Annotated in this window: 28 protein-coding genes and 1 CRISPR repeat array (1 of these 29 only partly in view); of the genes, 11 read left to right on the plus strand and 17 right to left on the minus strand. The window is 64.5% G+C overall.

Annotated features, from left to right (window positions below):
• Positions 1–537: a CRISPR direct-repeat array (repeat unit 29 nt; unit sequence CGGTTCATCCCCGCGCGAGCGGGGAACAC) (it extends 5,417 nt beyond the left edge of the window).
• 91 nt (positions 538–628) lie between these two features.
• From cas2e to ACKVEX_RS14915, 12 genes are all read right to left on the minus strand, one after another.
• Positions 629–925, minus strand: coding sequence for a type I-E CRISPR-associated endoribonuclease Cas2e (gene cas2e, locus ACKVEX_RS14860; RefSeq protein ID WP_473216522.1), 297 nt, complete (start codon positions 923–925; stop codon positions 629–631).
• Entirely contained in the window at positions 906–1,832 is a 927-nt protein-coding gene (gene cas1e, locus ACKVEX_RS14865; protein ID WP_473216523.1) for a type I-E CRISPR-associated endonuclease Cas1e, read from the minus strand. Before cas1e ends, cas2e begins: the two co-directional genes overlap by 20 nt.
• 2 nt (positions 1,833–1,834) lie before the next feature.
• Positions 1,835–2,269: a PIN domain-containing protein gene (locus ACKVEX_RS14870; RefSeq protein ID WP_473216524.1), complete on the minus strand. Its 435-nt coding sequence runs from the start codon at positions 2,267–2,269 to the stop codon at positions 1,835–1,837.
• A 31-nt stretch (positions 2,270–2,300) separates the two neighbouring features.
• Positions 2,301–2,642: a type II toxin-antitoxin system prevent-host-death family antitoxin gene (locus ACKVEX_RS14875; protein ID WP_473216525.1), complete on the minus strand. Its 342-nt coding sequence runs from the start codon at positions 2,640–2,642 to the stop codon at positions 2,301–2,303.
• Between the two features lie 43 nt (positions 2,643–2,685).
• Positions 2,686–3,399, minus strand: coding sequence for a type I-E CRISPR-associated protein Cas6/Cse3/CasE (cas6e, locus tag ACKVEX_RS14880; RefSeq protein ID WP_473216526.1), 714 nt, complete (start codon positions 3,397–3,399; stop codon positions 2,686–2,688).
• 2 nt (positions 3,400–3,401) lie between these two features.
• Entirely contained in the window at positions 3,402–4,160 is a 759-nt protein-coding gene (gene cas5e, locus ACKVEX_RS14885; RefSeq protein ID WP_473216527.1) for a type I-E CRISPR-associated protein Cas5/CasD, read from the minus strand.
• Positions 4,161–4,164: 4 nt separating this feature from the next.
• Positions 4,165–5,229, minus strand: a complete 1,065-nt coding sequence (gene cas7e / locus ACKVEX_RS14890; protein ID WP_473216528.1) for a type I-E CRISPR-associated protein Cas7/Cse4/CasC — start codon at positions 5,227–5,229, stop codon at positions 4,165–4,167.
• A gap of 43 nt (positions 5,230–5,272) precedes the next feature.
• Positions 5,273–5,782, minus strand: coding sequence for a type I-E CRISPR-associated protein Cse2/CasB (gene casB, locus ACKVEX_RS14895; RefSeq protein ID WP_473216529.1), 510 nt, complete (start codon positions 5,780–5,782; stop codon positions 5,273–5,275).
• Positions 5,783–5,791: 9 nt separating this feature from the next.
• Entirely contained in the window at positions 5,792–7,417 is a 1,626-nt protein-coding gene (gene casA, locus ACKVEX_RS14900; RefSeq protein ID WP_473216530.1) for a type I-E CRISPR-associated protein Cse1/CasA, read from the minus strand.
• Positions 7,414–10,191 (minus strand): CRISPR-associated helicase Cas3', encoded by a 2,778-nt coding sequence (cas3, locus tag ACKVEX_RS14905; protein WP_473216531.1) that lies wholly within the window; start codon positions 10,189–10,191, stop codon positions 7,414–7,416. The genes casA and cas3 overlap by 4 nt, the downstream gene beginning before the upstream one ends.
• Positions 10,192–10,275: 84 nt before the next feature.
• Complete coding sequence (locus ACKVEX_RS14910) at positions 10,276–10,536, minus strand: hypothetical protein (RefSeq protein WP_473216532.1); 261 nt, start codon at positions 10,534–10,536, stop codon at positions 10,276–10,278.
• Positions 10,537–10,585: 49 nt separating this feature from the next.
• Positions 10,586–10,786, minus strand: coding sequence for a hypothetical protein (locus ACKVEX_RS14915; protein WP_473216533.1), 201 nt, complete (start codon positions 10,784–10,786; stop codon positions 10,586–10,588).
• A 23-nt stretch (positions 10,787–10,809) separates the two neighbouring features.
• Here ACKVEX_RS14915 and ACKVEX_RS14920 point away from each other — a divergent pair, with 23 nt between their 5' ends.
• Entirely contained in the window at positions 10,810–11,694 is an 885-nt protein-coding gene (locus ACKVEX_RS14920) for a DMT family transporter (RefSeq protein WP_473216534.1), read from the plus strand.
• A 91-nt stretch (positions 11,695–11,785) separates the two neighbouring features.
• Here ACKVEX_RS14920 and ACKVEX_RS14925 read toward each other — a convergent pair whose 3' ends face one another.
• Entirely contained in the window at positions 11,786–12,613 is an 828-nt protein-coding gene (locus ACKVEX_RS14925) for an IclR family transcriptional regulator (RefSeq protein ID WP_473216549.1), read from the minus strand.
• Positions 12,614–12,773: 160 nt separating this feature from the next.
• Between ACKVEX_RS14925 and ACKVEX_RS14930 the strand changes: the two genes are divergently transcribed.
• The 9 genes from ACKVEX_RS14930 to ACKVEX_RS14970 all read left to right on the plus strand — a co-directional run bounded on the left by ACKVEX_RS14930 (position 12,774) and on the right by ACKVEX_RS14970 (position 21,764).
• Positions 12,774–13,736 carry an MBL fold metallo-hydrolase gene (locus ACKVEX_RS14930; protein WP_473216535.1) on the plus strand — a complete coding sequence of 321 codons (963 nt, stop codon included), beginning with the start codon at positions 12,774–12,776 and terminating at the stop codon, positions 13,734–13,736.
• A gap of 174 nt (positions 13,737–13,910) precedes the next feature.
• Positions 13,911–15,590, plus strand: a complete 1,680-nt coding sequence (locus ACKVEX_RS14935) for an FAD-dependent oxidoreductase (RefSeq protein ID WP_473216536.1) — start codon at positions 13,911–13,913, stop codon at positions 15,588–15,590.
• Positions 15,591–15,601: 11 nt separating this feature from the next.
• Positions 15,602–15,835, plus strand: a complete 234-nt coding sequence (locus ACKVEX_RS14940; protein WP_473216537.1) for a DUF2783 domain-containing protein — start codon at positions 15,602–15,604, stop codon at positions 15,833–15,835.
• A 14-nt stretch (positions 15,836–15,849) separates the two neighbouring features.
• Entirely contained in the window at positions 15,850–16,395 is a 546-nt protein-coding gene (locus tag ACKVEX_RS14945) for a VOC family protein (protein WP_473216538.1), read from the plus strand.
• On the plus strand, positions 16,392–17,402 hold the full coding sequence (locus ACKVEX_RS14950) for a fumarylacetoacetate hydrolase family protein (RefSeq protein WP_473216539.1): 1,011 nt from the start codon (positions 16,392–16,394) through the stop codon (positions 17,400–17,402). The genes ACKVEX_RS14945 and ACKVEX_RS14950 overlap by 4 nt, the downstream gene beginning before the upstream one ends.
• A 26-nt stretch (positions 17,403–17,428) precedes the next feature.
• Positions 17,429–18,454, plus strand: a complete 1,026-nt coding sequence (locus tag ACKVEX_RS14955) for a TRAP transporter substrate-binding protein (protein WP_473216540.1) — start codon at positions 17,429–17,431, stop codon at positions 18,452–18,454.
• A gap of 171 nt (positions 18,455–18,625) precedes the next feature.
• Positions 18,626–19,168: a TRAP transporter small permease gene (locus tag ACKVEX_RS14960; RefSeq protein ID WP_473216541.1), complete on the plus strand. Its 543-nt coding sequence runs from the start codon at positions 18,626–18,628 to the stop codon at positions 19,166–19,168.
• Positions 19,165–20,490 (plus strand): TRAP transporter large permease, encoded by a 1,326-nt coding sequence (locus ACKVEX_RS14965; protein ID WP_473216542.1) that lies wholly within the window; start codon positions 19,165–19,167, stop codon positions 20,488–20,490. The genes ACKVEX_RS14960 and ACKVEX_RS14965 overlap by 4 nt, the downstream gene beginning before the upstream one ends.
• 44 nt (positions 20,491–20,534) lie before the next feature.
• Positions 20,535–21,764 carry a multidrug effflux MFS transporter gene (locus ACKVEX_RS14970; RefSeq protein WP_473216543.1) on the plus strand — a complete coding sequence of 410 codons (1,230 nt, stop codon included), beginning with the start codon at positions 20,535–20,537 and terminating at the stop codon, positions 21,762–21,764.
• A gap of 21 nt (positions 21,765–21,785) precedes the next feature.
• Here ACKVEX_RS14970 and ACKVEX_RS14975 read toward each other — a convergent pair whose 3' ends face one another.
• The 4 genes from ACKVEX_RS14975 to ACKVEX_RS14990 all read right to left on the minus strand — a co-directional run bounded on the left by ACKVEX_RS14975 (position 21,786) and on the right by ACKVEX_RS14990 (position 24,591).
• Positions 21,786–22,121, minus strand: a complete 336-nt coding sequence (locus ACKVEX_RS14975; RefSeq protein WP_473216544.1) for a DUF1840 domain-containing protein — start codon at positions 22,119–22,121, stop codon at positions 21,786–21,788.
• Positions 22,122–22,144: 23 nt separating this feature from the next.
• Positions 22,145–22,702, minus strand: a complete 558-nt coding sequence (locus ACKVEX_RS14980) for a hypoxanthine-guanine phosphoribosyltransferase (RefSeq protein WP_473216545.1) — start codon at positions 22,700–22,702, stop codon at positions 22,145–22,147.
• Positions 22,703–22,767: 65 nt separating this feature from the next.
• Positions 22,768–22,950 (minus strand): hypothetical protein, encoded by a 183-nt coding sequence (locus ACKVEX_RS14985; RefSeq protein WP_473216546.1) that lies wholly within the window; start codon positions 22,948–22,950, stop codon positions 22,768–22,770.
• Positions 22,951–22,980: 30 nt separating this feature from the next.
• A complete protein-coding gene (locus ACKVEX_RS14990; RefSeq protein ID WP_473216547.1) occupies positions 22,981–24,591 on the minus strand; it encodes a 4-hydroxyphenylacetate 3-hydroxylase family protein in 1,611 nt (536 codons plus the stop codon).
• Between the two features lie 319 nt (positions 24,592–24,910).
• Between ACKVEX_RS14990 and ACKVEX_RS14995 the strand changes: the two genes are divergently transcribed.
• Positions 24,911–25,242, plus strand: a 332-nt coding sequence (locus ACKVEX_RS14995) for a DUF1622 domain-containing protein (RefSeq protein WP_473216548.1), incomplete at its 3' end; no start/stop codon positions are given.

Raw genomic sequence — 25,242 nt, forward strand, 5'->3', positions numbered from 1 at the left:
GAAAGCACATCAGGCACTCCGGTTCATCCCCGCGCGAGCGGGGAACACATGGAGCGCCTCGCAGGATACCTGCCGACCAGCGGTTCATCCCCGCGCGAGCGGGGAACACGCGGTAACGTCCATTTCATTCACTCCTAGTTTCGGTTCATCCCCGCGCGAGCGGGGAACACGGTGAAGAAGCGCCGGTAGTCCAAACCATGCCGCGGTTCATCCCCGCGCGAGCGGGGAACACGTCGCGCGCGGATGCGTCGAACTGCTGCCCGGCGGTTCATCCCCGCGCGAGCGGGGAACACATCACCGTCGTTTTGCGCGGTTCGAACTCGTACGGTTCATCCCCGCGCGAGCGGGGAACACATCGCCAGAAGGGGCGAAGCGCGTTTCGGGGTCGGTTCATCCCCGCGCGAGCGGGGAACACGGGAGAGGTCGAGAGCGCTCCTGCAAAACAGACGGTTCATCCCCGCGCGAGCGGGGAACACACGGGCATTCAGCTCTGCGATGTTTCCGTCAGCGGTTCATCCCCGCGCGAGCGGGGAACACACTTCTTTCATCTCCATGAAACTAAATGGATAAATGGTTACGTAAAATTCTACCGACGAATTGGCATGCCCAGGGCATTTCGTCCAAGTTGTTAAGGAGCGCCTTCGTTGGGTTCAGGATGGAAGCTCACAAGCCTCACGCCATCCCAGTCCGCCGGCATTCGGCGGTTGGCGCCAAGGGTCAGGAACTCGAATCCCGCTTCATTGTTGGTCCGCCACATCATGACCGCATTCCCGCTCTCGATGCCTTCCTCGACCTGCTGCCAGATATGCTCGCGCACCTTGTTCGAGTAGTTGCCGACGTAAACCCCGGCGCGTACCTCAAGCAACCAGACGGCCAGGCGGCCGCGCAGGCGCGGCGGGGCATTCTCAAGAACGATGACCAGCATCGCCGATGTTCTCGGGGTTGGGTATGGCCGGCCCGACGACGCCATCTGTGGAATCAGGCCGATTGATCTCTCCTGCCGAGAGCATGGTTTCGATATCCGGAATGATGCGCTCCAGCAGCTTGGTCTGGCGGAAGATGTCGCGGCAGGCCAGGCGTACCGAGCGTTCAGGGTTCTGGGGTTCGGATGCGGCCACCTTGAAGGCAGTGGGAACCACGGTTTCGAATTTGTAGATGTCCGCCACGTCGTAGACAAAGGACAGCGGCTTGCCGGTGTGGATGAAACCAACCGCCGGCGCATAGCCGGCGGCCAGCACGGCGGCTTCGGTAACTCCGTAGAGTGCAGCAGTGGCAGATGACAGGCAGCGGTTGGGTAGGTCGGATACGTCCCAGTCCTCGGGGTTGTAGTTGCGACCGGACCATTTCACGCCGAACTTTTGTGCCAGCAACTGATAGGTCTTGCGCACGCGAACGCCCTCGATGCCGCGCAACTGATCGACGCTGCGGCGCGCAGGCGGTTCTTCGCCGAAGCGCATCGCGTACATCTTGCGCACCACCTTGAGCCGCAGGCTTTCATCCAGCGCCAGGCGTGCCTGGTAAAGCAACCGGTCGGCACGCGCGCCACCGGGCTGGCCGGAGGAGTACAGGCGCACCCCCGCCTCTCCCACCCAAACCAGCAAGGTACCCACCCGCGCAGCAAGTGCGGCGGCCATGTGGGACACTCGCGTTCCCGGCTCCAGCATGATGCAGGCGACGCCGCCGACCGGGATGTGGGTGAGCACCGGCCGTACGCGGAAACCCTGTTGATCCACCACGACAAACGCACCGTCGACGACATCAATCTCGCCCTTCTCGACGAAGACGATGGACATGCGTTCCTTGATCGGAATGGGTTTGAGGGGTGGTAGCACGATCAGTCCTCGTTAGTCCTGCGCAGCGCGTCCCGGATCAACGCGTCCGACAATCGGTAGCCGAATTGATCGAGCGCCGCGAAGATCGGGCTCAATGGGCCGATTTGCCCTGCGATCCGGGCAGCAACCAGAACACCCACCGTACCGACGACGGGTATGCCAAGCCGCGACGCAACCCGCCGCGCCTTGCGTTCGTCGACCAGAACCGGCACAGAACGGCTTTGCGCCAGCAACAGCGCGGCCGACTCACCGGCATCCAGCAGGTGATTGGTTGCGAACTGCTCGGTATCCGGTACGGCGACTCGCGTAAAGAGGCCCGCTTCGCTCGCCGCAAGAATGGCCCGCGCCCCGGGGCGATCGTCGTAGCGGGTGCATTCGAGGAACACGGCATCCGGTACGAACACCGTCCCGAAGTAGTCTGGCAAGAGCGGCAGCAAACTCAGCCTCGCCAGCGCGATGAGAGGACCGCTATCCGCTACGACCATGTCTGGCGATGACTTCCAGTTCCGCGTCCAGTTCTTCAGGTGCGGTTCGGACGACGGTTATGCCCGCCGTCCCCGCCCGCTCGATGAAGGCTTCTATCCCAACCCCCGATAACTTGGCTGCCTGAGCAAGCGACAACGTATCGTCGTCGAACAGCTTCAGCGCCAGGCTGACCCGCACGCCGCTCTCCAGCAGCGCATCGTCAAATGGCACCGCGACGAAGACCGGGTTGCCGTGCTTGGTGATGACAGAAAGCTGTCCTTGCTCCGCACCGCGAATGAGCTCGCCCGTGCGCTCGCGCAGGTCTCGTACGGTAAAGGTTTCCATGGTGGTAGCCCTGGTGATTTGTGCCATCAAACGATAGCACAAATCACGTTGCGGGACGAACCAGCAGCAAACCGCAACCGAATGCCTTGGCGCGTCCGATGCCGCTCGAAAGTGTGCTCGCGAAACGTTCCGCATCGATCACGACTAATTCACCTGCCAGATCGACCGTACTGAAACGCAATTGGCCCCGCTTGCCGCCGTGCTGCTGGTAGGCCGCAACGGCGATCGTCGATTCATCGAGCGTGAACCCGTGCTGTTCGGCACGATTGGCGAGCCACTCGGCGCAAGTCGCCTGGACCAATTCATACAGCGGTGGAGGTGGGTCGGGCTGTCCGTCGGCCGTTGAGCGATCGCTTCCCCATGCCTCCCATTTGGGCAGGTTGCGCGTTGCGAGCAGACGCTTCTTCGCGTCCATGACCACGTCGTGACGCTTCGAACCATTCTCACCCGAGCGCGAAACCACCGGATTGGCGCGCAGTTCGAAACTCAGTCGTGCGCCGGTCGGCACCTGCGGGCGATACTCACGGGACTGGATTTGCCAGGCATCCGATTCCGCTTTCGCCTCGCGCTGCGAAACCACATAGAAGCGTGGCAAGCCGTCTACATCCCGCCGACGGAACAGAAAATCTCGCTCCGTACCCGCCGGCGAAGGGAAAAAGCGCCACAGCCATTGGTGTTCGCTGTAAGCGCCGCCCAGCCACTCGTGTGCGGCCCTGCGTTCAAAACCGGGGCGAGGGGTGATCAAGCTGAAGTACACGTTCAGGCCTCCTTGCGGATCAGTGCCACATATTCGGTGCGGTCGCCGAACTGCCAACCTTTGCGACGAAGGGGGCGATCCTTGCGGGTGACGGTGAGGTCTGGGGTCAATCCGACGGCGATGCCTGACCCCCATGCGATGCGCTCGACCGGGGACGGGCGTTCCAGGGCGGGAACGCCGGACTTGCCGCAGTGTTTCCCGATCTCTTCAGTCAGCCGTTCCAGGTAGCCTGCAAACGCCTGGTCCGCCGTGTCGACATCCATGATCTGCGGATTCAGCGGCACGCCGGGCGGGCACGCCTTGCGCCCAAGGTAAAGCACGAAGCGGGGCTTGCGCAGTGCATCGTCGAGGGCTTCCAGCGAATAGGGGCTGTTGTCGCCTGCCTGCACGGCAACCAGGAACCCAGCATCCTGCCGATAGTCGCGGGTGGACAGGATGGTGTTGAGGTCATGCCGGGGAATCGCCAGTTCGTCGCGCCGCGAAGCGTGCGGACGCTTCTTCAGGCCAGCCTGACTGGGTACCTGTACGGTGTGATAGTCGCGCAGCAACTTGCCGGTGGATTGCACGCCCACGGCGTAGCCGTAAAGATCCCTCAGGGCGGCGTGGGCGGATTCGTCCTCGCGGCGCAATCCAAGCGCCGCGCCCAGCAGCCCGACCAGGGCCGATACGCTGGGATAATCGTAGCTCGGTCGGTATTCACCGACCGCGGTGTCGCCCCATGACGAGAGCGGCGCATGAAGTTGAAAGACCAGTAGGGGCATGGCCTCACTCCTGGACGAAGCGGACCAACTCGTCCAGACTGCCTTCGCCAGTTTCCGCATTGATCGCGTAACGCGCATCGGCGCAGGCGCCGTATACCTTGTCGAAGCTGTCGCGTCGTCTCTCGATAGCCTTGACCGCCTTTTCCAGCATGTCCTCGCCTTCGAAGGGTTTAACCGGTTTGAGGAAGGCCTGGGCGAGCGAGCGCGGCTGCTGATCACCCTTTTCGGCCAGTACGTAGCTTGCATAGGCGCGGGATGCGTGGCTGTTCTGCATGCCGGTGGGACTGACCTTGGTGACCGCGTGGACGAAGGCCTCAATAGCCTTATCCGCCAATGCCTTGTCGCCGCCGAGATTTTCGGTAAGGAGCGCTCGGTCGATGCAGATGTAGAGGTAGAACAGTCCGGCACCGTAGCTGCGCTCGCCGATGTGAGCGGCGCCCTTGTCGGTGAGGCCGTCGTTGAGGTCGTCGACCGCGCTGAAGTAGTCGTCCTCGACTGCGCTCTTGTGCACGGTGATGGCGTGGGCGACCTGTACGGCCGCTTCCATGTTGAAGGCGGGACTATCAGCCAGCATGCGGCCGAACATGGCGATGTCGGCAGCTTTGCGCGGAGTGCGCAGCAGGTTCAGCTCTTCCTCGGTTGGCGCGGCGTTGCGGGTTGCGCAAACTTGGGCGAGTTGTTCGATTGCCTCGACTTCCTCGGGACTGAAGTGCGCGAGTTGTTCGATCTGCAGGTCTTCGTTCTTCTCCGATTTCTTGTCGGCTTTCAGCTTGCCGAACTTGCCGACGATCTGGCGTGCCCATTCGTGCGCATTCTTGTCCGATACGCCGGCAGCAACCAGCAAACCATGCACGCGCTTGCCCATGCCCTTGGTCCGGGTGCCGATGTGACCTGCCAGCGCACTCTCGAAGATGTCTGAAGTCCTCCATGCGCGCTTCTGGCTTTGGGAGGAAATCCGCAGACGCAAGGCGTCGCCCATCAAGGCGGTCTTGGGGCGGCCGGTATCGTCGCGATTGAGGTTGGAAGGCGGGTAGCTGGTGAGGACGTGCAGTTGAACGAAGCGGGACATCTCGTTTTCTCCTTGAGCGGAAATCGTGGGCTAATGGCGGAAATCAGTCGTTGCTGCGGGCGGGCCAATCGTAGGCGTAGGCCCAGTCTTTCTTGACCTTGTCGCCCCAATGGAGGACGTCGTTGGCGACGGCGATGACGTCGATGCGGTGGTCCATCAGCGGCAGCACTCGCCGCAGGCCGGCAAACAGGCTGTCGACATCCGGCGATTCGAGCAAGCGCGTGAAGCGCAACTCGCTGACCAGCGGTCTATCCTCGCCGGGCGCCTTGTGGCTCATCGCCTTGGCGGGTGAACCTGGCTGGTTGTGGGTGACGTGGGCAAGTAAGCCGACAATGGCCGCTAGGCGGTCGTTGCGCGCGGCGATGCCGTTTGGGTTCCATCTCGCTGCCTGGAACCGGCGGAACAAGCGCTGGTAGGGCGCGCTCAGACTGACGGCAGTGAGGGTCGGCGCGCGGCGCAAAATGGCCCGGCTGGCACGGTCGTCTTCGAGCCTCTGCCACCATTCCAGCAGGATCGTGCCGTATGCGTTTTCGCGTGAAAATCGGTCGGACATGGGGTCTCCTCAGACTTCTGCCGTCGCAGTCTTGCCACGCCCGGCTAAAGGTTTCTCGGCGGCAGGCAGGCGCAGCGCCTCGCGCATCTTCTTGCCATTCAGGCTGTTCACCAAGTGCCGGTGCGCCTCAGCTACCCGCCGGGGTTTCTGGCGCTCGATGGGGCCGGCGCCGACGAAGGTGTTGTCGAACAGCGCAAGGGCGGTGGTACGCAGAACGTGGTGCCAGGCTTGCCGGCTCTCCAACGTATCGGGGTCGGCGTCGTCATCTTCGCGGACGATCTCGATGCACCGCCCGAGTTGAGCGTAGAAAGCCGCTTCCGTTCGGTGCCAGAATTCGGTGTCGATCGCGCTGAAATCACCGCGCGCATCGCCGCCGAACCACGCGTCCTTCACGGCGCTACGCAGGAAGAATGCGGCCTGCTGTGCGCCTGTGAGCCAGGTTGCCACCGTGCCTGCCACAGACTCTAGCGCGGCCTTGCTCACACATTCGCCTAGCCCATAGAGCGGCAGACTGGACTCGTACCAGCAACGCGCCTTCATGTTGTCCATGTCATAGCCGAACGCCCACAGTCGCAACGCCCCGCCCAGTTGTCGACGGCGCGATTCGAGTGCGTGGGAAACGATGCGTGCGGGTCGCTGCTTGTTTTTCGCATCCGCCTGGCCCAGCACCCACGCGAGCCAGTGCCGGTATCCCATGCCGCCAGGTTGCGGATGCAGGGGTAGCCACGCCCCCTTGACCTCGTAGTAGGGCGAGAGCGGGTGAGCCCAGGCGCCCTTGTAGTTGAGTCCGTAGTTCTTGGCGGTGAACTGGTGTAGCAGCCTGTCGGACTCACGTCCGCAAAGATCGCAAGCGCCGTGCGCGACGTTGTCGAAGTCGAGGCGAATCCGGCGCGGCGTCGCCCAGAACACATGGTCCGGATGAACCTGGGCCGGGGCGAGTTCACCACCTGGCTGCAAGCTTGCGACATCGGTCAGCCACGGGAAGCGAAACTGGGCGGCAGTGCGGCTCGCATCCCCGCAGCGTTCAAGGTGTTGGGGTCGTTCGATCACGTTGAGCCACACGTCCTGCCATAAACTTGTGGGCGACTGGTGTAGCAGCAAGGTCGTCAGCGGCCCGCCGCCGCGCAGTCCAGTGCGGTAGCCGACCCCGCCAGCCGGTGCATTGCTCTGCAGCGTGAACAGGGCGGTGACGGCGCAGGCTGGGCAAAGCGCGTGGAGCCTGCCGCGCTTGACGAAGTGGTCACTGTTGTTGCGAAGCGCATTCTCGCCCGGCGACTCGATCAGCAGCGCAGCGATGGGGTTCAAGGCCGACGATTCAGCAACCAGCGCGCCGTCCTGCATGAAGCGGGGACCGTCGCCGTCAAGGCTGAATGCCTCGGCGACGGGGGCAAACCAGTCACTCAGGGTTTGAGCATCGGGCGGAGATACAAGCAGACGCTTCCATACTGTCGAATTCTCGATCGGCGCCGTCGTCTGCAGCAGCCCGATCGCAAACTGCATCAGCGCACCGTTGAAATCAGCGCGATCGGCATCGAACGCGACGATGTCAGGATCGGAAAGGCGCTCCGGTGTGATCCAGTCGTGCGATCCATCCTTGCGCCGTACCGGCATCCAGGGGTCTTCGATGAGGTTCATTCCTGCTCCTGTTCAAGATATTCGGTGGATTGCATCTGTTCAAGACCGCGTGCTTCGTCATAGCGCCAGTGCAGTTGCTTAGGCGGGGCGCTCTTCTTCTCCATTGCGAAGGCTGTGCCGACCCAGGCTTCGTCGGTCTTCCGCAGCGCCAACACCACCGACCATTTACCCTTGTCCGGCAGCGACGCCTCGGCCTCCTGAATCGTCCGCTCTCGCGCGGGATCGGATTCGGTCACTCGCTGCGCGATCAGCCGTTCGGCCACCTTCACGCTGCTGTAGGCCCAGGCGTGCCGCGGGCTCTTGTGCTCGGCCCACGGGAGCAGCCGGTCGCCATTCCAACGCGCGAGGAGTACGGTCATGCTCGCTTCGCCCAGGCGGGTCGGCGTCTTCGCCTCGCTCCACCAGTCGATACCGCCGCGCACGTAGCCGTCGGCGACCTTGATGGTGTTCTGCTGGGCAACGCTGAGGTCGCTGAAGTAAGTGCCGTCGGCCTGATTGGCGTTGGCCTGCAGGCCGACGGGTAGTTCGACGTCCTCGCCAAACACGCCTTCGATGAGCGCGCGGGCATCCTGCGGCATGGCGATGCGCCCTTGCTGCAGCGCCCTGGCAGAAAGCCACAAGTGGCCGTGATGGGGATAGACGGAGGCGGCTTTGGGGAAGGCCTGCTTGAACCAGTTCGCGGCGGGTGTATCGGTCCAGGCCGGGCCATGCACCCACAGGCAGGGTTGGCCGCGTTGGTCGGCGGCTTGCGGGTCGGCAAGCCGTGCACCATCCATGCTACGCGGGTGGCGCTGCAGGCGTCCCGCGCGCTGGATCAGACGGTCGATGGGGGCAAGATCGGAGATCACCATGTCCCAGTCCGCGTCCAGGGATTGCTCCGCAACCTGCGAAGCAATCACGAGACGGCCGGCGCGTTGTGCGGGAGTGCTGGACTTGCCGAAGTGCGCGAGGATGCGCTGTTCAGTGTCGAGGCGATCCTGCAGGGCAAAGCGCGCATGGAACACGATCAGGTGGTCGGGATCGAGTTCGTTCGCAAAGTGGGCGTGGGCAGCGAGTAAGTCGGACACCGTATTACGCATCCAGCACACGCATTTGCCCTGTGCAAGCGCACTCCGGATTGCGCCCAGTACCTCCGGTTCGTCGACGACGTAGCGGACAGCCAAGTCTCGGCAAACCGCCCTGCGTGCAACGATCGGGCTGAGTGCCGCGTAGTGAGCGCCTTCGTGCCACGACGTCACCAGTGGGAAGTCCGTAGATGACGACGGTGGCAGCGTGCCTGCACCGCGTCCGCGCGCAAAGGCGTCGAACAGGGACTGCTTCATGCGCTCAGGCAGGGTTGCCGACAACAGAATCACGCTGCCGCCGGCCATGGCGTGGAACGTGAGGACGGTTTCCAGCACGCGCTGCATGTAGGCGTCGCAGGCGTGCACCTCGTCCACGATCAGTACCTTGCGGAACAGGCCGAGCAGGCGCAGGGATTGGTGCCTGCTGTACAGCGTGGCGAGCAGCACCTGATCGATGGTGCCGACCCCGGCGGGGGCCAGAAGAGCGCGCTTTCCATGGTCGGCGAGCCAGGCGTTGCAGCGTGCGGTAGCGGTGTCGTCTTGCTGTGCCGAGTCGGCTTCGGCCTGTCCAGCAGGCAGCACGGAGTCCGCGAAAGCCTCGACCAGGTTGCGCTGGCCATGCGCCAATACCAGGCTCGCGTTGCCCTCGAACAGCTGGCGATAGACCGCGGCGATACGCCCGTACATCGCGTTTGCCGTGGCCATGGTAGGCAGCGCGATGAAGAAACCGTCCGCACGACCCGCGGTCATCATCCGGTGCGCGAGCATGACGGCTGCTTCGGTCTTGCCTGCCCCTGTGACATCCTCCAGCAGATGGATCTGCGGCGTGGTGTCGACGGGCGTTTCGATGGCCCACGCTTGTAGCGGCGAGGGCGTCGCGATCTCAGGGAAGAGTTCGCTGAAACTCCGTTCGTTGCATGAAATCGGCAGGACACCAACCGCGTTGAGTGCGGTATCAGCGCGCTGTTGGACTTTCAGCCAGTAGTCCTTCAGTGCGATCTCGTCCGAATGGTAGGGGAAGAACGCGGTATTTGAACCGATCCAGTCCGAAAGCACTGTGATACCGGCAATCCACCATGACAGAACGCGGCTTGTACTGCTGAAGGCCTCCGGGCCCGGAAAGGCATGTGCTTCCGTGATCGCACCCAGCGGGAACAAGCTGCGTACTTCCTCAAGGAAACCTTCTATTGCAGGAAGGTCCGCTGGGCAGAAGTGGTGTCGCCAGTGCCCCTGGGCGGATGGCGGCAATCCATGGTGGCCCATTGTGGCGCGAAACCACCAATCGATGCCTTCGAGCATTTCTTCGCCTTCAGGGCCGAACCAGCATTGATCGACCGCGCGATCCTTCAGGCGTTGATCCCAAATCAGCCAGCCCAAGGTGTCATGTCGGATGCTGTATGGTTTGCCGGCATCTGCTTCACGTCCCCGCAACTGCTTGACCAGATCGGAGCGCTGACCCTGGAACGATTCAGCGAACTTGCCGAGGTCGTGAATGGATAGGCAGAACGCAAGCCACGCGTACAGCGCCTCATCGGCGTCCAGGCCAAGTGCGCGGGTGAAGAGTGTACGAAGTGCGGGTAGACGCTTGAGCAGGGTGACGCCGACCGCAGCTACATCCAGGCAGTGATAGGGCAACAGATGGTACTCGGCGCCCCCGACGTCACGCGGCCGTGCTTTGCCCCAGTAGCAGAAGTGCTCGGCTGAAGACATCAACAAAGATCCTCGTTGTTTGATCCAAGCATTTTGGACGGCGCTGGGCTCACCGAATGAGCCTGTGCTGGCATTTGAGAGGAACTACCCGCCATCCATGCGATATCGCGCGCTACTTGGAGCCGCAACCCTTCCGGTACCGGCGCCTCGCGATGTCTTACGCGCTTCAGAATGTCCATTAGCATTAAAGATGCGTGTGTTCATGGTGTTGTCGCGCAGGAAGGCGATGTCTCGCTTCAGCGTCGCGGACGAGACTTCCAGCAACTCGCGCAGGGCGGCCTTGCTGACTGCACGCCGCTCGACAAGTAGCGCCCGGATCCGGACGATGCGATCGGTTTGACTCATGAACGGCTCCATGCAAATCGAGATTGATCATACCAATCGCATGCAATCATCACAAAGAATGTTGTTCGCCTTCGGGTGATGGGTCGTGGGCCAGGTGTTCCATGCAATGTGCTGGCGAGCTTGCTGCTCCGCCCTGCGCCCAGTGGTTCGTTCCTTCGGAGCGGATCTGCCCTGAGTCCACGACAGCGCGGCGTTCTTTGTCGATCACCCAGGATTTCTTGCCATGACCGCCTTCGGCTAAGCTGTCCATCCGACCCACCTCGAGTGCCCCCGATGTCTGCCCCCGAACAGCGCCTGAAGGCGGATGTGCTGATGTTTCTGGTGACGCTGTGCGCGGCGGCGGGGTGGATGTTTTCGAAGGAGTCGCTGGCGGGGATGCCGCCGCTGTTGTTCATCGCGTCACGGTTTGCGCTGGCCGGACTGTTGCTGGCGGTGATCGGGTGGGGCGATCTGAAGCGTGTTTCGCGGCGTGGCTTCGTGCAGGCGATGCTGGTCGGGGCGCTGTTCGGCGTGGCCATGGCGGCGTGGATCATGGGCTTGAGCGTGGCGCGGCATATCGGCGAGGGGGCGTTCATCACCGCGCTGGGGATCGTGCTGGTGCCGGTGCTGGGGCGGCTGTTCTTCGGCGACCGGCCGCCGCGCTCGACCTGGGTGGCGATCCCGACCGCGTTGCTGGGCTTCGCATGCCTGTCGCTGCAGAACGGCTTCGCGTTCGAACCCGGCCAGTGGTGGTTTCTGGCGGCGGCGGTGGCGTTCGCGCTGGTGTTCATCACCAATTCGCATGTGGTGCGCCATGTCCCGGTGCTGGCGCTGGGGGCGGTGCAACTGTCGATGGTGGCCGTGGTCGTGTTTCCGCTGTCGCTGCTGTTCGAGTCGTGGCCCGCGTCGGTGTCGATGGAGGTGCTGGGTTGGGTGTTGGCCAGCACGCTGATCGGCACGACGATGCGCTTCTTCCTGCAGTTGTCGGCGCAGGGGATGGCCACGGCCAGTCATGCGGTGGTGATCCTGATGCTGGAGCCGGTGTGGACCGCGATGCTGGCGGCGGTGTGGCTCGGCGAGAGCATGCGGATGCTGCAGTTCGTGGGCTGCGGGTTGATTCTGGCGTCGCTGGTGATCGGCCGGTGGAGCGCGATACGCGCCTTTCTGCGCGGACGCTGAATGCAGCCGGGCTCGACCGGGGTGCCTTGGTCGGCCGGGTCAACGGGCCGCGTCCGCAGTTGTCGGGCGAAAACCGGTTGCGCCGGCCGGCTCAGGCGTCGGAAGGCGGGTGGACGCGTCCCAGTCGCGCCGAGATCGCCTCCGCGCAGTTGCGCACCTTCTGAGCGATCGGCCCGTCCCAGTCCGGGTTGAAGCTGCCGGCGGGGCCCATCGCCGTGAGGGTCAGCGCGAGGTGGCCGGCGTGGTCGAACACCGGTGCGCAGAAGGCGTTGATGCCCGGGATGGGGTGGCCGACCGCACGGGCCATGCGGCGGGCGCGGACGTCGGCGAGTTCTTCGTCGATGCGCTTTCGCGACGGACGCAGCGCCGGTTGATTCGTGCTGGCGAGGCGGGCGAGCTCCTCCTGCTCCAGTGGCGCGGTCATGCGCTCGGACAGGAAGGAGGCGAACACGCGGCCGGTGGCCGAATTGAGCAGGCTCATGACGGTGCCGGGGCGCATGTTCACGTGCACTGGGCGACTGCATTCCTCGATGCTGACGATGGTCGGGCCGTGATTGCCCCACACCGCGATCGCGACGTTCTGCTGGATCTCGTCCGACAGCCGGGCGGCCTCGGGCGTGGCCACGCGCAAGGGGTTCAGGCCCTGAAGCGCCGACAGCCCCATCTGCAGCGCGAACGCGCCCAGGCCGTAGCGGCCGGTCACCGGATCCTGATCGATCAGCCCGAGCTTGCCGAAACTCACCAGGTAGGGATGGGCCTTGGCCGGCGGCATGCCGGCCTCGCGCGCGAGGTCCTTCAGCATCATCGGCGTGGCCGTCCGGACCAGAACCTGCAGCAGCGCGCCGCCGACTTCGATCGACTGGATGCCGCGCCGGTCGGCGTTGCCTCGGCCATTCGTCCTGTCTTCCTGTTGATCCACGCTCACACCGCCTCCTGAGGGATGAATGGGATTCTAACAATCGGATTTGCGAATATCGAATGGATTCGATATGCACGTAATTTAACAATAGCGAAGTTATTGCGTATTAACAAATTTGTGCTAGGATTCGTTCATCAAGAACATCGTCAGGAGTGGGCATATGAATACCAAGGCGTTTGCATCACAGGCCGACCTGGAAGTGAAGAAAGTGTCGTTCGACAAGCTGTCGGACAATGCCTACGCGTTTACCGCCGAGGGCGATCCGAACACCGGCATCATCATCGGTGACGATTCGGTGATGATCATCGACGCGACCGCGACGCCCGTCATGGCGCAGGACGTGATCGCGAAGGTGCGCGAGCTCACCGACAAGCCGATCAAGTATGTCGTGCTGACCCACTACCACGCGGTGCGGGTGCTCGGCGCGTCCGGCTATAAGAACGAAGGGCTGGAGCAGATCATCGCGAGCCACGACACCTACGACCTGATCGTCGAGCGTGGCCAGCAGGACATGGATTCCGAGATCGGCCGCTTCCCGCGCCTGTTCAACGCGGTCGAGAGCGTGCCTGGGCTGACCTGGCCGACGATGACCTTCAAGGGCGAAATGACCTTGTGGATGGGCAAGCTCGAGGTCAGGATCAAGCAGATCGGTCGCGGCCACACCAAGGGTGACACCATCGTCTATCTGCCGTCACAGAACATCTGCTTCTCCGGCGACCTGGTCGAGGCCGACGCTGCCTGCTACACCGGCGACGCCTACCTGGCCGACTGGCCGCAGACGCTGGACAAGCTCGCCGCGATGAACTTCGAAAAGCTGGTGCCGGGTCGCGGCCCCGCGTTGTTGAACCCGGAGGCGGTTCAGGCCGGACTGGCCTACACGCGCGACTTCGTGTCGACGCTGTTCCAGAGCGCCCAGGAGGCGGTCGCGAAGGGCATGGACCTGAAGGCGACGATGGCGCACGCGCGCAAGAACATGGACCCCAAGTTCGGCCAGGTCTTCATCTACGAGCACTGCCTGCCGTTCGACGTGACCCGGGCGCATGACGAGGCCAGCGGCATCCGCGACCCGCGCATCTGGACCGCCGAGCGCGACCAGCAGATGTGGCACGCGCTGCAGGAGTGATGCCGAAGACGCGGACCGGGCAGGGCGGATGAGCCGGAAACGCAGTGTTTCCGGCTTTGGCGAGGTCTCGTTTTTCGCGCCATTCCAGGTTCAGGCAGAGAGCAGGCAGACCGTCGGTGACATGCCCCCCAGAAGGGTGGCGCCGGAAACAGATCGATTCTGGAGGAGACAACAGTGCTGAGCACGTATCAATATCCGAAGTACGAATACCGGCGCCCGCCGGAACTGGCCGAGGCGCGCGAAGGGCATTATCCGGTGGTGATCGTCGGTGCCGGTCCGGTGGGGCTTGCGACCGCGATCGACCTGGCGCAACTGGGGCAGCCCGTGCTGCTGCTGGACAATGACGACACAGTGTCGATCGGCTCGCGCGGCGTGTGCTATGCCAAGCGCGCGCTCGAAGTGCTGGACCGTCTCGGCTGCGCCGAGCCTATGGTCGCCAAGGGCGTGTCCTGGAACGTCGGCCGCACCTTCTTCCGCAACGAGGAGGTGTTCAACTTCAACCTGTGCCCGGAGCCGGACCATCACCGCCCGGGCATGATCAACCTCCAGCAGTACTATCTGGAGGAGTATCTGGTCGAACGCGCGCGCCAGTTGCCGAATCTCGAGATCCGGTTCAGGAACAACGTGATCGGGGTGACCCAGGATGACGGCCGCGCCCAGGTGCGCGTGGAGACACCGGATGGCGCCTACACACTGACAACCGACTGGCTGGTCGCCGCCGACGGTGCGCGCAGTCCGATCCGCACGATGCTGGGCCTGGACATCGACGGCAAGATCTTCATGGACCGCTTCCTGATCGCCGACGTGGTGATGAAGGCGGACTTTCCGACCGAGCGCTGGTTCTGGTTCGATCCGCCCTTCCATCCCAACCAGTCGGTACTGCTGCATCGCCAGGCCGACAACGTGTTCCGCATCGATTTCCAGCTGGGCTGGCAGGCCGACCCGGAAGAAGAGAAGAAGCCGGAGAACGTGATTCCGCGCATCGAGGCGATGCTCGCAGGCAGTGGCAATGGGGATCGCGAGTTCGAGCTCGAGTGGGTCAGCGTCTACACTTTCCAGTGCCGCCGCATGAACAGTTTCAACCATGGCCGGGTGCTGTTCGTCGGTGACGCCGCGCACCAGGTGTCGCCGTTCGGTGCCCGCGGGGCCAACTCGGGCATCCAGGACAGCGACAACCTCGCCTGGAAACTGAAGCTGGTCATGGACGGCCACGCGCCCGCGACGCTGCTCGACACCTACACCGAGGAGCGCGGCGTCGCGGCGGACGAGAACATCATGAACTCGACCCGCTCGACCGATTTCATCACGCCCAAGAGCCGGGTCAGCAAGACCTTCCGCAACGCGGTGCTGGGCCTGGCCGAGCACTACCCGTTTGCGCGGGCCCTGGTGAACTCCGGGCGTCTGTCGGTGCCGAGCTTCCTGACCGATTCGCGCCTGAACACGCCCGACACCGACGACTTCGCCGGCGTCATGGTGCCGGGCGCGCCAATGGACGACGCACCGATCGAGACCGCCGGCGGCCCAAAGTGGCTGCTCGAAGCCTTCGGCAACCGGTTCCAGCTGCTGTACTGCTCAGAGGATGCCGCCGCGCTCGATGCCGCGACCCGCTCGGCCCTGGCCACGGTCGCCGAGGGGGCGATCCCGGTCGAACCCGTCGTCGTCGCCGCGCGCGGTGCGGCTCCGGACGGCATCACGACGCTGACCGACGTGCAGGGGCGGGTCCGCGAACGCTACGACCTGCAGCCGGGCACCGTCTATCTCATCCGCCCCGACCAGCATGTCGCCGCCCGCTGGCGCGCGCTCGACCCCGCCAGCGTTCGCGCCGCGGTCGCCCGCGCCACCTGCAACGCCTGAAGGAGACCGTCATGGCCCTGAATACCCAGCCCAACCTGCAAGAACCCGGCAAGCGCTACTTTCGTGCATTCTCGCCCGGCGACGACTTTTACGAGGCGCTGATCGACACGCATCGCGACCTCAGCGACGAGCAGAGCGAGATGGTCAATGCGCGCCTGATCCTGCTGCTTGCCAACCATATCGGCGACATCGCGGTGCTGCGCGAGGCGATGCGGATCGCGCGTGCCGGCGTGACCGAACAATGACCGAGGAGACGAACATGCTTGTGCAGAAGATTCATCACGTGGCCTATCGCTGCAAGGACGCGCTGGAGACAGCGCGCTGGTACGAGAAGCACCTGGACATGAAGCTGGTGCTGTCGATCGCCGAGGACGAGGTGCCCTCGACCAAGGAACCGGACCCGTACATGCACATCTTCATGGACGCGGGCATGGGCAACGTGCTCGCGTTCTTCGAGCTGCCCACGCGCGCCCCGATGGGCCGCGACCAGAACACGCCGGCCTGGACCCAGCACCTGGCGCTGGAAGTCGATTCGATGGAGACGCTGCTCGCGACCAAGGCACGGCTTGAATCCGAAGGCATCGACGTGGTCGGTCCGACCGATCATGCGCTGTTCCAGTCGATCTACTTTTTCGATCCGAACGGTCACCGGCTGGAACTGGCGTGCAATACGCACACGCCCAAGATGCTCGAGGCGCTCGACAAGGTGAAGTGGGACATGCTTGAGGAGTGGGCGCAGACCAAGAAGGCGCCGAAACACGCGGCCTGGATGCATGATGGCAGCTACAAGGAGATGTTCAAGTGAAACTCGCCACGCTGAAGCAGGGCGGTCGCGACGGCACGCTGGTCGTCGTCAGCCGTGACCTCTCGAGGTACCGCGCGGTCCCGGCGATCGCCCGCAGCTTGCAGGCCGCGCTCGACGACTGGGACGCCTGCGAGGCCCAGCTGCGACAGGTCTATGAGGCGCTGAACAGCGGTGCGATGGACGGCGAGGCCTTCGATCAGGCCGCCTGCCATTCGCCGCTGCCGCGCGCCTACCAGTGGGCCGACGGTTCGGCCTACATCAACCATGTCGAGCTGGTGCGCCGCGCGCGCAACGCCGAGGTGCCCGAGTCCTTCTACACCGACCCGCTCATGTATCAGGGCGGTTCGGACAGCTTCATCGGTCCGCGCGACAAGGTCGTCGCCGACGAAGCCTGGGGCATCGACTTCGAGGCCGAAGTCACCGTGGTCACCGGCGACGTGCCCATGAGCGCGACGCCGGCCGAGGCGGCCAGGGCGATCCGGCTGGTGATGCTGGTCAATGACGTGAGCCTGCGCAACCTGATTCCGAACGAACTCGCCAAGGGCTTCGGCTTCTTCCAGAGCAAGCCGGCCAGTGCGTTCAGCCCGGTGGCGGTGACGCCGGACGAACTCGGCGACGCATGGCGCGACGCCAAGGTGCACCTGCCGCTGGTGGTGCATCTGAACGGCAAATTGTTCGGCAAGCCGAATGCGGGCGTGGACATGACCTTCGACCTCGGCCAGCTGATCGCGCATGTCGCCAAGACGCGCGAACTCGAGGCCGGCTCCATCGTCGGTTCGGGCACGGTTTCGAACAAGCAGGGTGGTCTGTGGGGTTCGTCGATCGACCACGGCGGTGTCGGCTACTGCTGTCTCGCCGAAGTGCGCACCTACGAAACCATCGAGCAGGGCAAGCCGGCCACGCCCTTCATGAAGCACGGCGACACGGTGCGCATCGAGATGTTCGATGCGGACGGCAAGACTATTTTTGGTACGATCGAGAACACGGTCGCACCGCTCGGCAACTGACAGCAAAGACACAGGAGGAGACCCACATGAAGAAGACCTTGATCGCCGCCGCGTTCGGCATCGCGACCCTGACCGCCCCGGTCCAGGCCGAGCAAATCACGCTGAAGGTGGCTCACTTCTGGCCGGCCACCGCGCTGAGCCAGCAGAAGGTGCTCGAGCCCTGGTGCGCGAAGATCGCGGCTGAGTCCGGCGACCGGCTCAAGTGCCAGATCTACCCGGCGATGCAGCTCGGCGGCACCCCGCCGCAGCTGATCCAGCAAGCCGCCGACGGCGTGGCCGACATCGTGTGGACGCTGCCCGGCTACACCGCCGGACGCTTTCCGTCCGTCGAGGTGTTCGAGCTGCCGTTCATAACCCGCAACGCCGAGGGCGCGAGTCGCGCGCTGTGGGAATACTACGAGCAGTTTGGTCAGAAGGACTTCGAATCGGTCAGGCCGCTGGCTTTTCATGTGCATGACGCGGGGCATGTCCACAACAACCGTCGCCAGATCGAGAAGCTGTCGGATTTCCGCGGGCTCAAGATGCGTGCACCCACCCGCCAGACCAATCGCATGATCGCCTACCTCGGTGCGACGCCGGTCGCGATGCCGATGCCGCAGACGCCGGACGCGGTGTCCAAGGGGGTGGTCGACGGCTACGTGCTGCCGTGGGAAGTGATCCCGACGATGAAACTGCACGAGATGACCAAGTACCACACCGAGATGGACCCGTCCGAGCCTTCCCTGTACACCGCGGCATTCATCATCGCGATGAACAAGGCCCGCTACGACAGCCTGCCCGATGACCTGAAGGCCGTCATCGATGCCAATTCAGGCGCCGACTTCTCGGCGCAGATCGGGCGCGTCTGGGACGAATCGGCGCCCAGCGCACGCCAGCATGCGGTGGATCGCGGCAACCAGTTCCACACCATTCCCGCGAGTGCGACCGGCGAGTGGAAGAAGGTCGGCGAGCGTCTGTCCGAGGAGTGGGTCAAGGAGATGACCGGCAAGGGCTATCCTGGCCAGGAGATGCTCGACACCGCGCGAGGGCTGATCGACAAGTACAGCGACTGAGAGCTATGCATGCCCGCGCGCGGCTTGCGCGTGGCGGGCGAGGCCGGTGCCATGCCCTGTCGGAGTGGGCAGGGCGCCGGGCGGCCGGTTCGGCGATGCCCGGGCCGGCTTCGACCGATGACAGGACCCCGGGGCGACAGATCCCGTCAGCCGTGACACGGAGTTTTTCCAATGGCGGAAGTCATTCCCCAACTCGACGATCAGCAGGATACGGGGCCGCGCGATGCGGTCGGGCGCTTCCTGTTCGTGTGGGCCAAACTGTCCGCGCTCGGCGGCGCGGCCATCCTGTTCGCGATCTGTATTCTTTCGGCCTATAGCGTGATCGGTCGCTGGCTGTTCGCGTCGCCGGTGTTCGGTGACGTGGAACTCGTGCAGATGGGCTGCGCCCTCGCGATCGCGGCCTGCCTGCCCTATGCACAGATGAAGAACGCGCATGTGATCGTCGATTTCTTCACGCACAACGCGTCGCCCGCGCTGCGCCGCAGGCTGGACCGGATCGCTGCGCTGCTGCTCGCCTTTGGTGCGTCGGTGATCGCGTGGCGCAGCTTCGTCGGTGCGTGGGAAGCGTCGCTCACGGGCGAGACCGGCATGATTCTCGGCTGGCCGCTGTGGTGGTCCTACGTGACGCTGGGGCCGGGCTTCATGCTGCTGGCGCTGACCGCGCTGTACACCGCCTGGAAGGGCGTCATCCATAACGAGGTCGGCCAGCAATGAGCAGTGTGACCATCGGTTTTCTGGTGGGCGGCCTGACGCTGGTGCTGCTCGCGTTGCGGGTCCATATCGGCATGGCGATGCTGCTGGGCGGGTCGATCGGCTATATCGCGGTGTCCGGCCTCGACCCCTTGCTGAACTACTTCAAGAACCTCGCCTACGGCCGTTTCTCGATCTACGACCTGTCGGTGGTGCCGCTGTTTCTGCTGATGGGCAACATCGCATCGCACGGCGGGCTGTCGCGCCGGCTGTTCCAGGCGACCAATGCCTTCCTCGGCCATTATCGGGGCGGTGTCGCAATGAGCGCGATCGGGGCCTGCGCCGGCTTCGGCGCGATCTGTGGCTCGTCGCTCGCCACCGCGGCGACGATGGGCAAGGTCGCCTTGCCCGAGCTGCGGCGCAACAACTATTCGCCGGCCCTGTCTACCGGCGCGCTCGCCGCAGGCGGTACGCTCGGCATCCTGATCCCGCCGTCCGTGGTGCTGGTCATCTACGCGATCCTGGCCGAGCAGAATGTCGCATCGATGTTCATGGCGGCGCTGATACCGGGCCTGATCGCGATGTTCGGCTACATGATCGCGGTCGCGATCGTCGTACGCGTGGTGCCGGGCAGCGGACCGGCATGCGCACCGATGCCATGGCGCGAGCGCATCACCGCGGTCGGGCGGGTCTGGCCGATCGTGACCGTGTTCGTCGTGGTGATCGGCGGCATCTACGGCGGGGTGTTCACGCCGACCGAGGCCGCCGCGATCGGGACCATCGCGACGACGCTGCTCGCGATCATCTCGCGCGAGATGAACCTGCGCAGTTTCATCAGCGCGGCACTCGGCGCGACCGAGGCGACCGCGATGATCTTCCTGATCCTGCTCGGCGCCGACGTTCTCAACTCGTTTCTGGCGTTGTCGCAGATGCCGCAGGCGATGGCCGAGTGGGTACTGGGCAGCGGACTGTCGCCGATGGCGGTGCTGATCGGCATCATCCTGGTGTATCTGCTGCTCGGTTGCGTCATGGACAGCCTGTCGATGATCCTGCTGACGATTCCGATCTTCCTGCCGATCGTGATGGGGCTGGATTTCTGGGGGCTCGGCTACAACGACAAGGCGATCTGGTTCGGCATCCTCGCGCTGATGGTGGTCGAGATCGGCCTGATCACGCCGCCGGTGGGCATGAACGTGTTCATCATCAACAGCATCGCCAAGGATGTGCCGATGCGCGAGACCTTCCGCGGCGTGCTGCCCTTTCTCGCCTCGGACTGCGTGCGGATCATCCTGCTCGCGCTGTTCCCGGGCCTGTCCCTGTGGCTGGTCCATGCGCTGGGTGGATGAAAAGTCGCCGCAGCGCCACAATCGTCGGTTCAGGCGCTAGTCGCATGACGACTCCGTTCGTGGTCCTGCTGCTGTCGCTGCTGCTCGGTGTGCAACCGGTCACCACCGACCTGTACCTGCCGGCGCTGCCCACGATCACGACCAGCCTCGGGGCGTCGATGGCCCAGGCGCAGCTCACGCTGTCCGGCCTGTTGCTGGCGTTCGGATTGTCGCAACTCGTGTGGGGGCCGGTGTCGGATCGGTTCGGACGCCGACCGGTGCTGCTGGCCGGCCTGATCGCGTACACTGTGGCGGCCACTGGCAGCATGCTGGCGCCGTCGATGGAGGCCCTGCTCGTGTGGCGCATCGTGCAGGGTGCGGCAATGGGTGCCGCGGTGATGTGCGCACGCGCGCTGGTCCGTGACCTGTATTCGCCCGAGGCCGGTGCGCGCGCGATCAGCAAGGGGCTGTCGGGCCTGGGCGTGATCGCGTGCCTGACGATGCCCCTAGGTGCGGTGCTAGCGGAATTCCTGGGCTGGCGCGCCGCGCTGGCGGCGGTCGCGGTATTCGGCGCGACAGCGCTGGGCGTGGTGGCGCTGCGTTTCGAGGAGACACTGCGCACCCCCAACGCCCGTGCGCTCGAGCCGGTCACGCTGCTGCGAACGTGGAAGGGTATTCTGAGTCACCCGACCTTCTGGGCATTCGCGATGCTGGCGATGATGTCCTACGGCGGGTTGTTCTCGTTTCTCGCCGCGTCCCCGTTCGTCCTCATCGGGCTTCTCGGCGTATCGAAGACCGGCTACGGCCTGCTGATGATGACGATGGCCCTGTCCTACCTGATCGGCACCTTTCTGTGCCGACGCCTGCTGAAGCGCTTCGGCATACACGGCGCGGTGGCAATCGCCGGCGGGCTGTCGCTGCTGGGGGGCACGACCATGGGCGTACTCGCGCTGGCCGGCATTGAGAGCGTGTGGTCGATCATGGCGCCGCTGTATCTGTTCATGCTAGCGCACGGCGTCCATCAGCCCTGCGGCCAGAGCGGGGCGATCGGGCCTTTTCCGCACGCGGCCGGTGCCGCGTCGGCGCTGAGCGGTTTTCTGATGATGCTGTCGGCGTTCGCGATGGGGGCATGGCTGGGTGCCAACATGGACGGCACCCGGTTTCCGCTCACCAACGGCATCTGGTTCTGGAGCGTCATGACCGCAGTGGTCGCATGGGGGCTGGTCTATCGCGGTCGTCGGCATGCTCTCGATGGAGAGGCCGCGCCGGTGCCCACCGACAATCCGCTGCGCTGACCGGCGAATCGCTCGCGCGTGTTACACGCCCCAGACCACCGGCACCCGTTCCTTCAGTGAGCACTGCAGAAGGTCCAGCAGCGGCCAGGCCCGTTGGGCGAGGTTGACCGGCGCAGCTATGCCGACCTTGCCCTCCTCCGCCTCCGCTTCTTCCTGATCCGGATCCCCCAGGGTCTGGCGGATCTTGTCTTCGTCGATCGCGGTAATCAGGCGCGAGATCGCGTCCGGCAACTGCTCGACGGTGACGATGCCCTTGGGTTCGGCCGGATCCTTGCCGAGGATCTCGATCATCGCCTGCGCGGCATCGCCGAACATGATCACGTCGGCGCCCGCCGCGGATTTGAATGTCACCAGCATGAAATCCTCCCTTGTTGTCCCGTTTACAGGCCTTTGACCGCGTAGATGCCCGGTGCGTTGCGCCAGTAGCCCTTGTAGTCCATGCCGCAACCGAACAGGAAGCGGTCGACGACGTCCAGTCCGGTGAAGTCGGCACGCATGCCCGGGTAGGCCTTGCGGTCGTGCAGCTTGTGGGTCAGCACCGCGGAATAGACCTTCGCCGCGCCTTCTTCCATCAGGTGCTCGATGATCGCATGCAGCGTGTGGCCTTCGTCCAGGATATCGTCGAGCACCAGCACGGTGCGACCGCGCAGGTCCTGCGTCGGGCGGACCCGCCAGTCGAGCAGCGAGCCCTGCAGCGCCTGCCCGTAGCGGGTCGCGTGCAGGTACGCGACTTCGAGCGGAAAGGGCAGGCGCGGCAGGATGCGGCCCGCCAGGATCAGCGCGCCGTTCATCACCGCGTAGATCAGCGGGTTGGTGTCGCTCAGCGCCACGGTGATCTCGGCCGCCATGCGGTCGAGCGCTTCCTCGACCTGCCGGTTGTCCGCAATACAGTCGGCCTCGGCCAGGGTACGCACGATTTCGTCGAGGTCGACAGCCATGCTCCGGACTCCCTTTCGATTCGTGATGTCCTGCATTCTACCGAAGTGTATCGACTGACTGTTGGTCACACCCGGGCCGGCAGCCTCGCGATCAGGTCCCATTGTGCATGGCTGCCGTAAATCGGACCGTCGAACAGCGCGAGCACCTCGTCGTGTTCGTCGAGATCCAGATGGGACATCGCCAGATGCCACCAGTCATGCACCGCCAGGAAGTTGTCCTCGGCCCAGTGGGGCACGCGATCGCGCAACCACGCCACGCCCTCGCGCGCACGGCCCGTTCAGTCCCGCTCCGCCGGTGACGGCATCGGTACCATCACGGCCTGTCCGGGCGTGGTGCAGCCGGTGTCGCAGCAGCGGCCGGGTTGGCGGTTGCGTGTGATCGGGCGGGTCGGGTCGTCGAGCACGTTGCGGTCGAGCAGACGTTCGACCAGGTCCACCTTGTCGCCGAGCGGGTAGTTGCGCCAGATCTCCTGCTTCATCGCGGCCGGCGAACCGCCGCCGTGCAGGCTGATCACCGAGTACCAGCCGCCCTGGTAGGACGCGGTCAGGTCCTCCATGAAGCGTGCCACCTCGATGCGCTTGTCGTAGGGCACGTCCGGATTCGCGCGCAGAACCTCGGCCAGCGTCGCGGCGGTGGCCGGATTGTGGTCCTCGTCCGGACCCGGTAATGCGACGATCAAACCGCCGGACACCTCGTGCGCGAGGCGGTGCATGTCGTAGATCTGGGTCGCGAGCAGCAGCTTGCCGATGTTGGAGAATACCGGTTCCGGCATGAAACTGCCGCTGTGCGGATCCTGGGTCGCATACACGCTGGCCGCGACCCCGCAGGCGTAGAAGCCCTCGACGATCTTGATCAGCTCGACCATCGGTTCGCGCAGGTTGGCCTTTTTGCCCGGATCGAAGCCGTTGGCTTCGCACATCAGCGCGCCGGCGCCGATCAGCAGGTCGCCGAAGCCGGCGCGCGCCGCGATGCAGCTGTGGCGGTGATGGGTCGCGTAGCTGTAGGTAAGGGCACCCGAGTGCGCCCATTCGCCGGCATAGAACACCCGCTCCCACGGCACGAACACCTTGTCGAAGATGACGACCGCGGTCGACTGTCCGTAGCGGCGCGAGAACAGTGGCGCGCCGTGCTCGGGCTTTTCGCCGGGACGTCCGGCCGGGCGCGACACCATCGTGAGTCCGTCGGCATCGACCGGCACCGCGCAGCACACCGCGAAGTCTGCGTCTTCGGGGCCCATGTTGCGACACGGCATCACCAGTAGTTCGTGCATGTAGGGCGCGCCGGTGACGATCGCCTTGACGCCCGAGATCACGATGCCGCGCCCGTTGCGTTCGACCACATGCACATAGGTGTCGGTATTGGCCTGCTGGTGCGGGCGCCGCGAGCGGTCGCCCTTCGCGTCGGTCATCGCGATGCCGAGCGACAGGTCGCCGTCATGCACATGCTTGAGGTACTCGGCGAATCGTGTGCGATGCTCGGTCGAGCCGGTCGCGTCGTCGATCCGGGCGCTGACCTGGTGGATCGCGTTCAGCGCATCATGGGCGAGGTAGCGCTGTGCACAGCCGGTCTCCTGACACAGCAGGCGCACCGCCTCGAGCTTGTTCAGCAGGTCGCCGGCCGATTCGTCGATATGCAGCATCCGGTTCAGCGTGCGTCCGTCGGACGACTGGACCGCGGTCATCACGCGCGCCTTGTCCGGGTCGCGCGCGAAGTCGTAGGTCAGCGCCAGTGCATTGACCCCGGGCACGAACTCGGGTGCGTCCGCCACCGATTCGATCAGGCGGCCGTCCACATATACCCTGGGGCGGAGCCGTCGCAGCGATTCGCGATAGTCCGCACCGCTCATCATCGTGCCCGCGCCATTTACCGTGTTCGTCGTCTCCGCCATCGGGGCGCTCCTTGTAGTCGTTGTGAGCGACACCTTAATTCATCTGGCCCCCGGCTTCTACCTGAATCACGACCTGCCCACGATGGCGACCGATGAGGACGGAGGCAGTGTCGGTGTGGATCGTCCCCGGGGTCGACATGCTTGACGTCGAAGGGCGCCAGCCGCCCTCAGCTGGTCGTTTCGGGCCGTTGGAGTGTTGACCGGCTTCACGATATGCAGGCAACAGGAGTCCGCATCGTCGAGGCGATCTCGGCAGGCGTGTCGGACAGGGCGTCGGATTGCGACACCGATCTGGATCGACTTCAAGCGGGGCCGAACAATGAACATCGAACACTTCGTTACGTCGTCTGCAGAACTGATCGAGCTGGCCGGCGTGGGCGTGCTGCTCTTCGGCGCCATGCTCGCCGCTGCGGTCTTCGCCCGACGCCTGATCGGTCACACGCCTTTTCGTGATGCCTATCATGCGTTGCGTGGCGACCTGGGGCGCGCGATCCTGCTTGGGCTCGAACTGCTCGTGATCGCCGACATCATCGGTACGGTGGTGATCGAGCCCAGCCTGCAGAGCCTGAGCGTGCTCGCCGTGATCGTGACGATCCGGACCGCGCTCAGCTTCACGCTCGAACTCGAGGTCAGCGGACGCTGGCCGTGGAA

Source organism: Denitraticella aggregata (assembly GCF_048158365.1).
In the GTDB taxonomy this organism is placed as follows: domain Bacteria; phylum Pseudomonadota; class Gammaproteobacteria; order Burkholderiales; family Rhodocyclaceae; genus Azoarcus_F.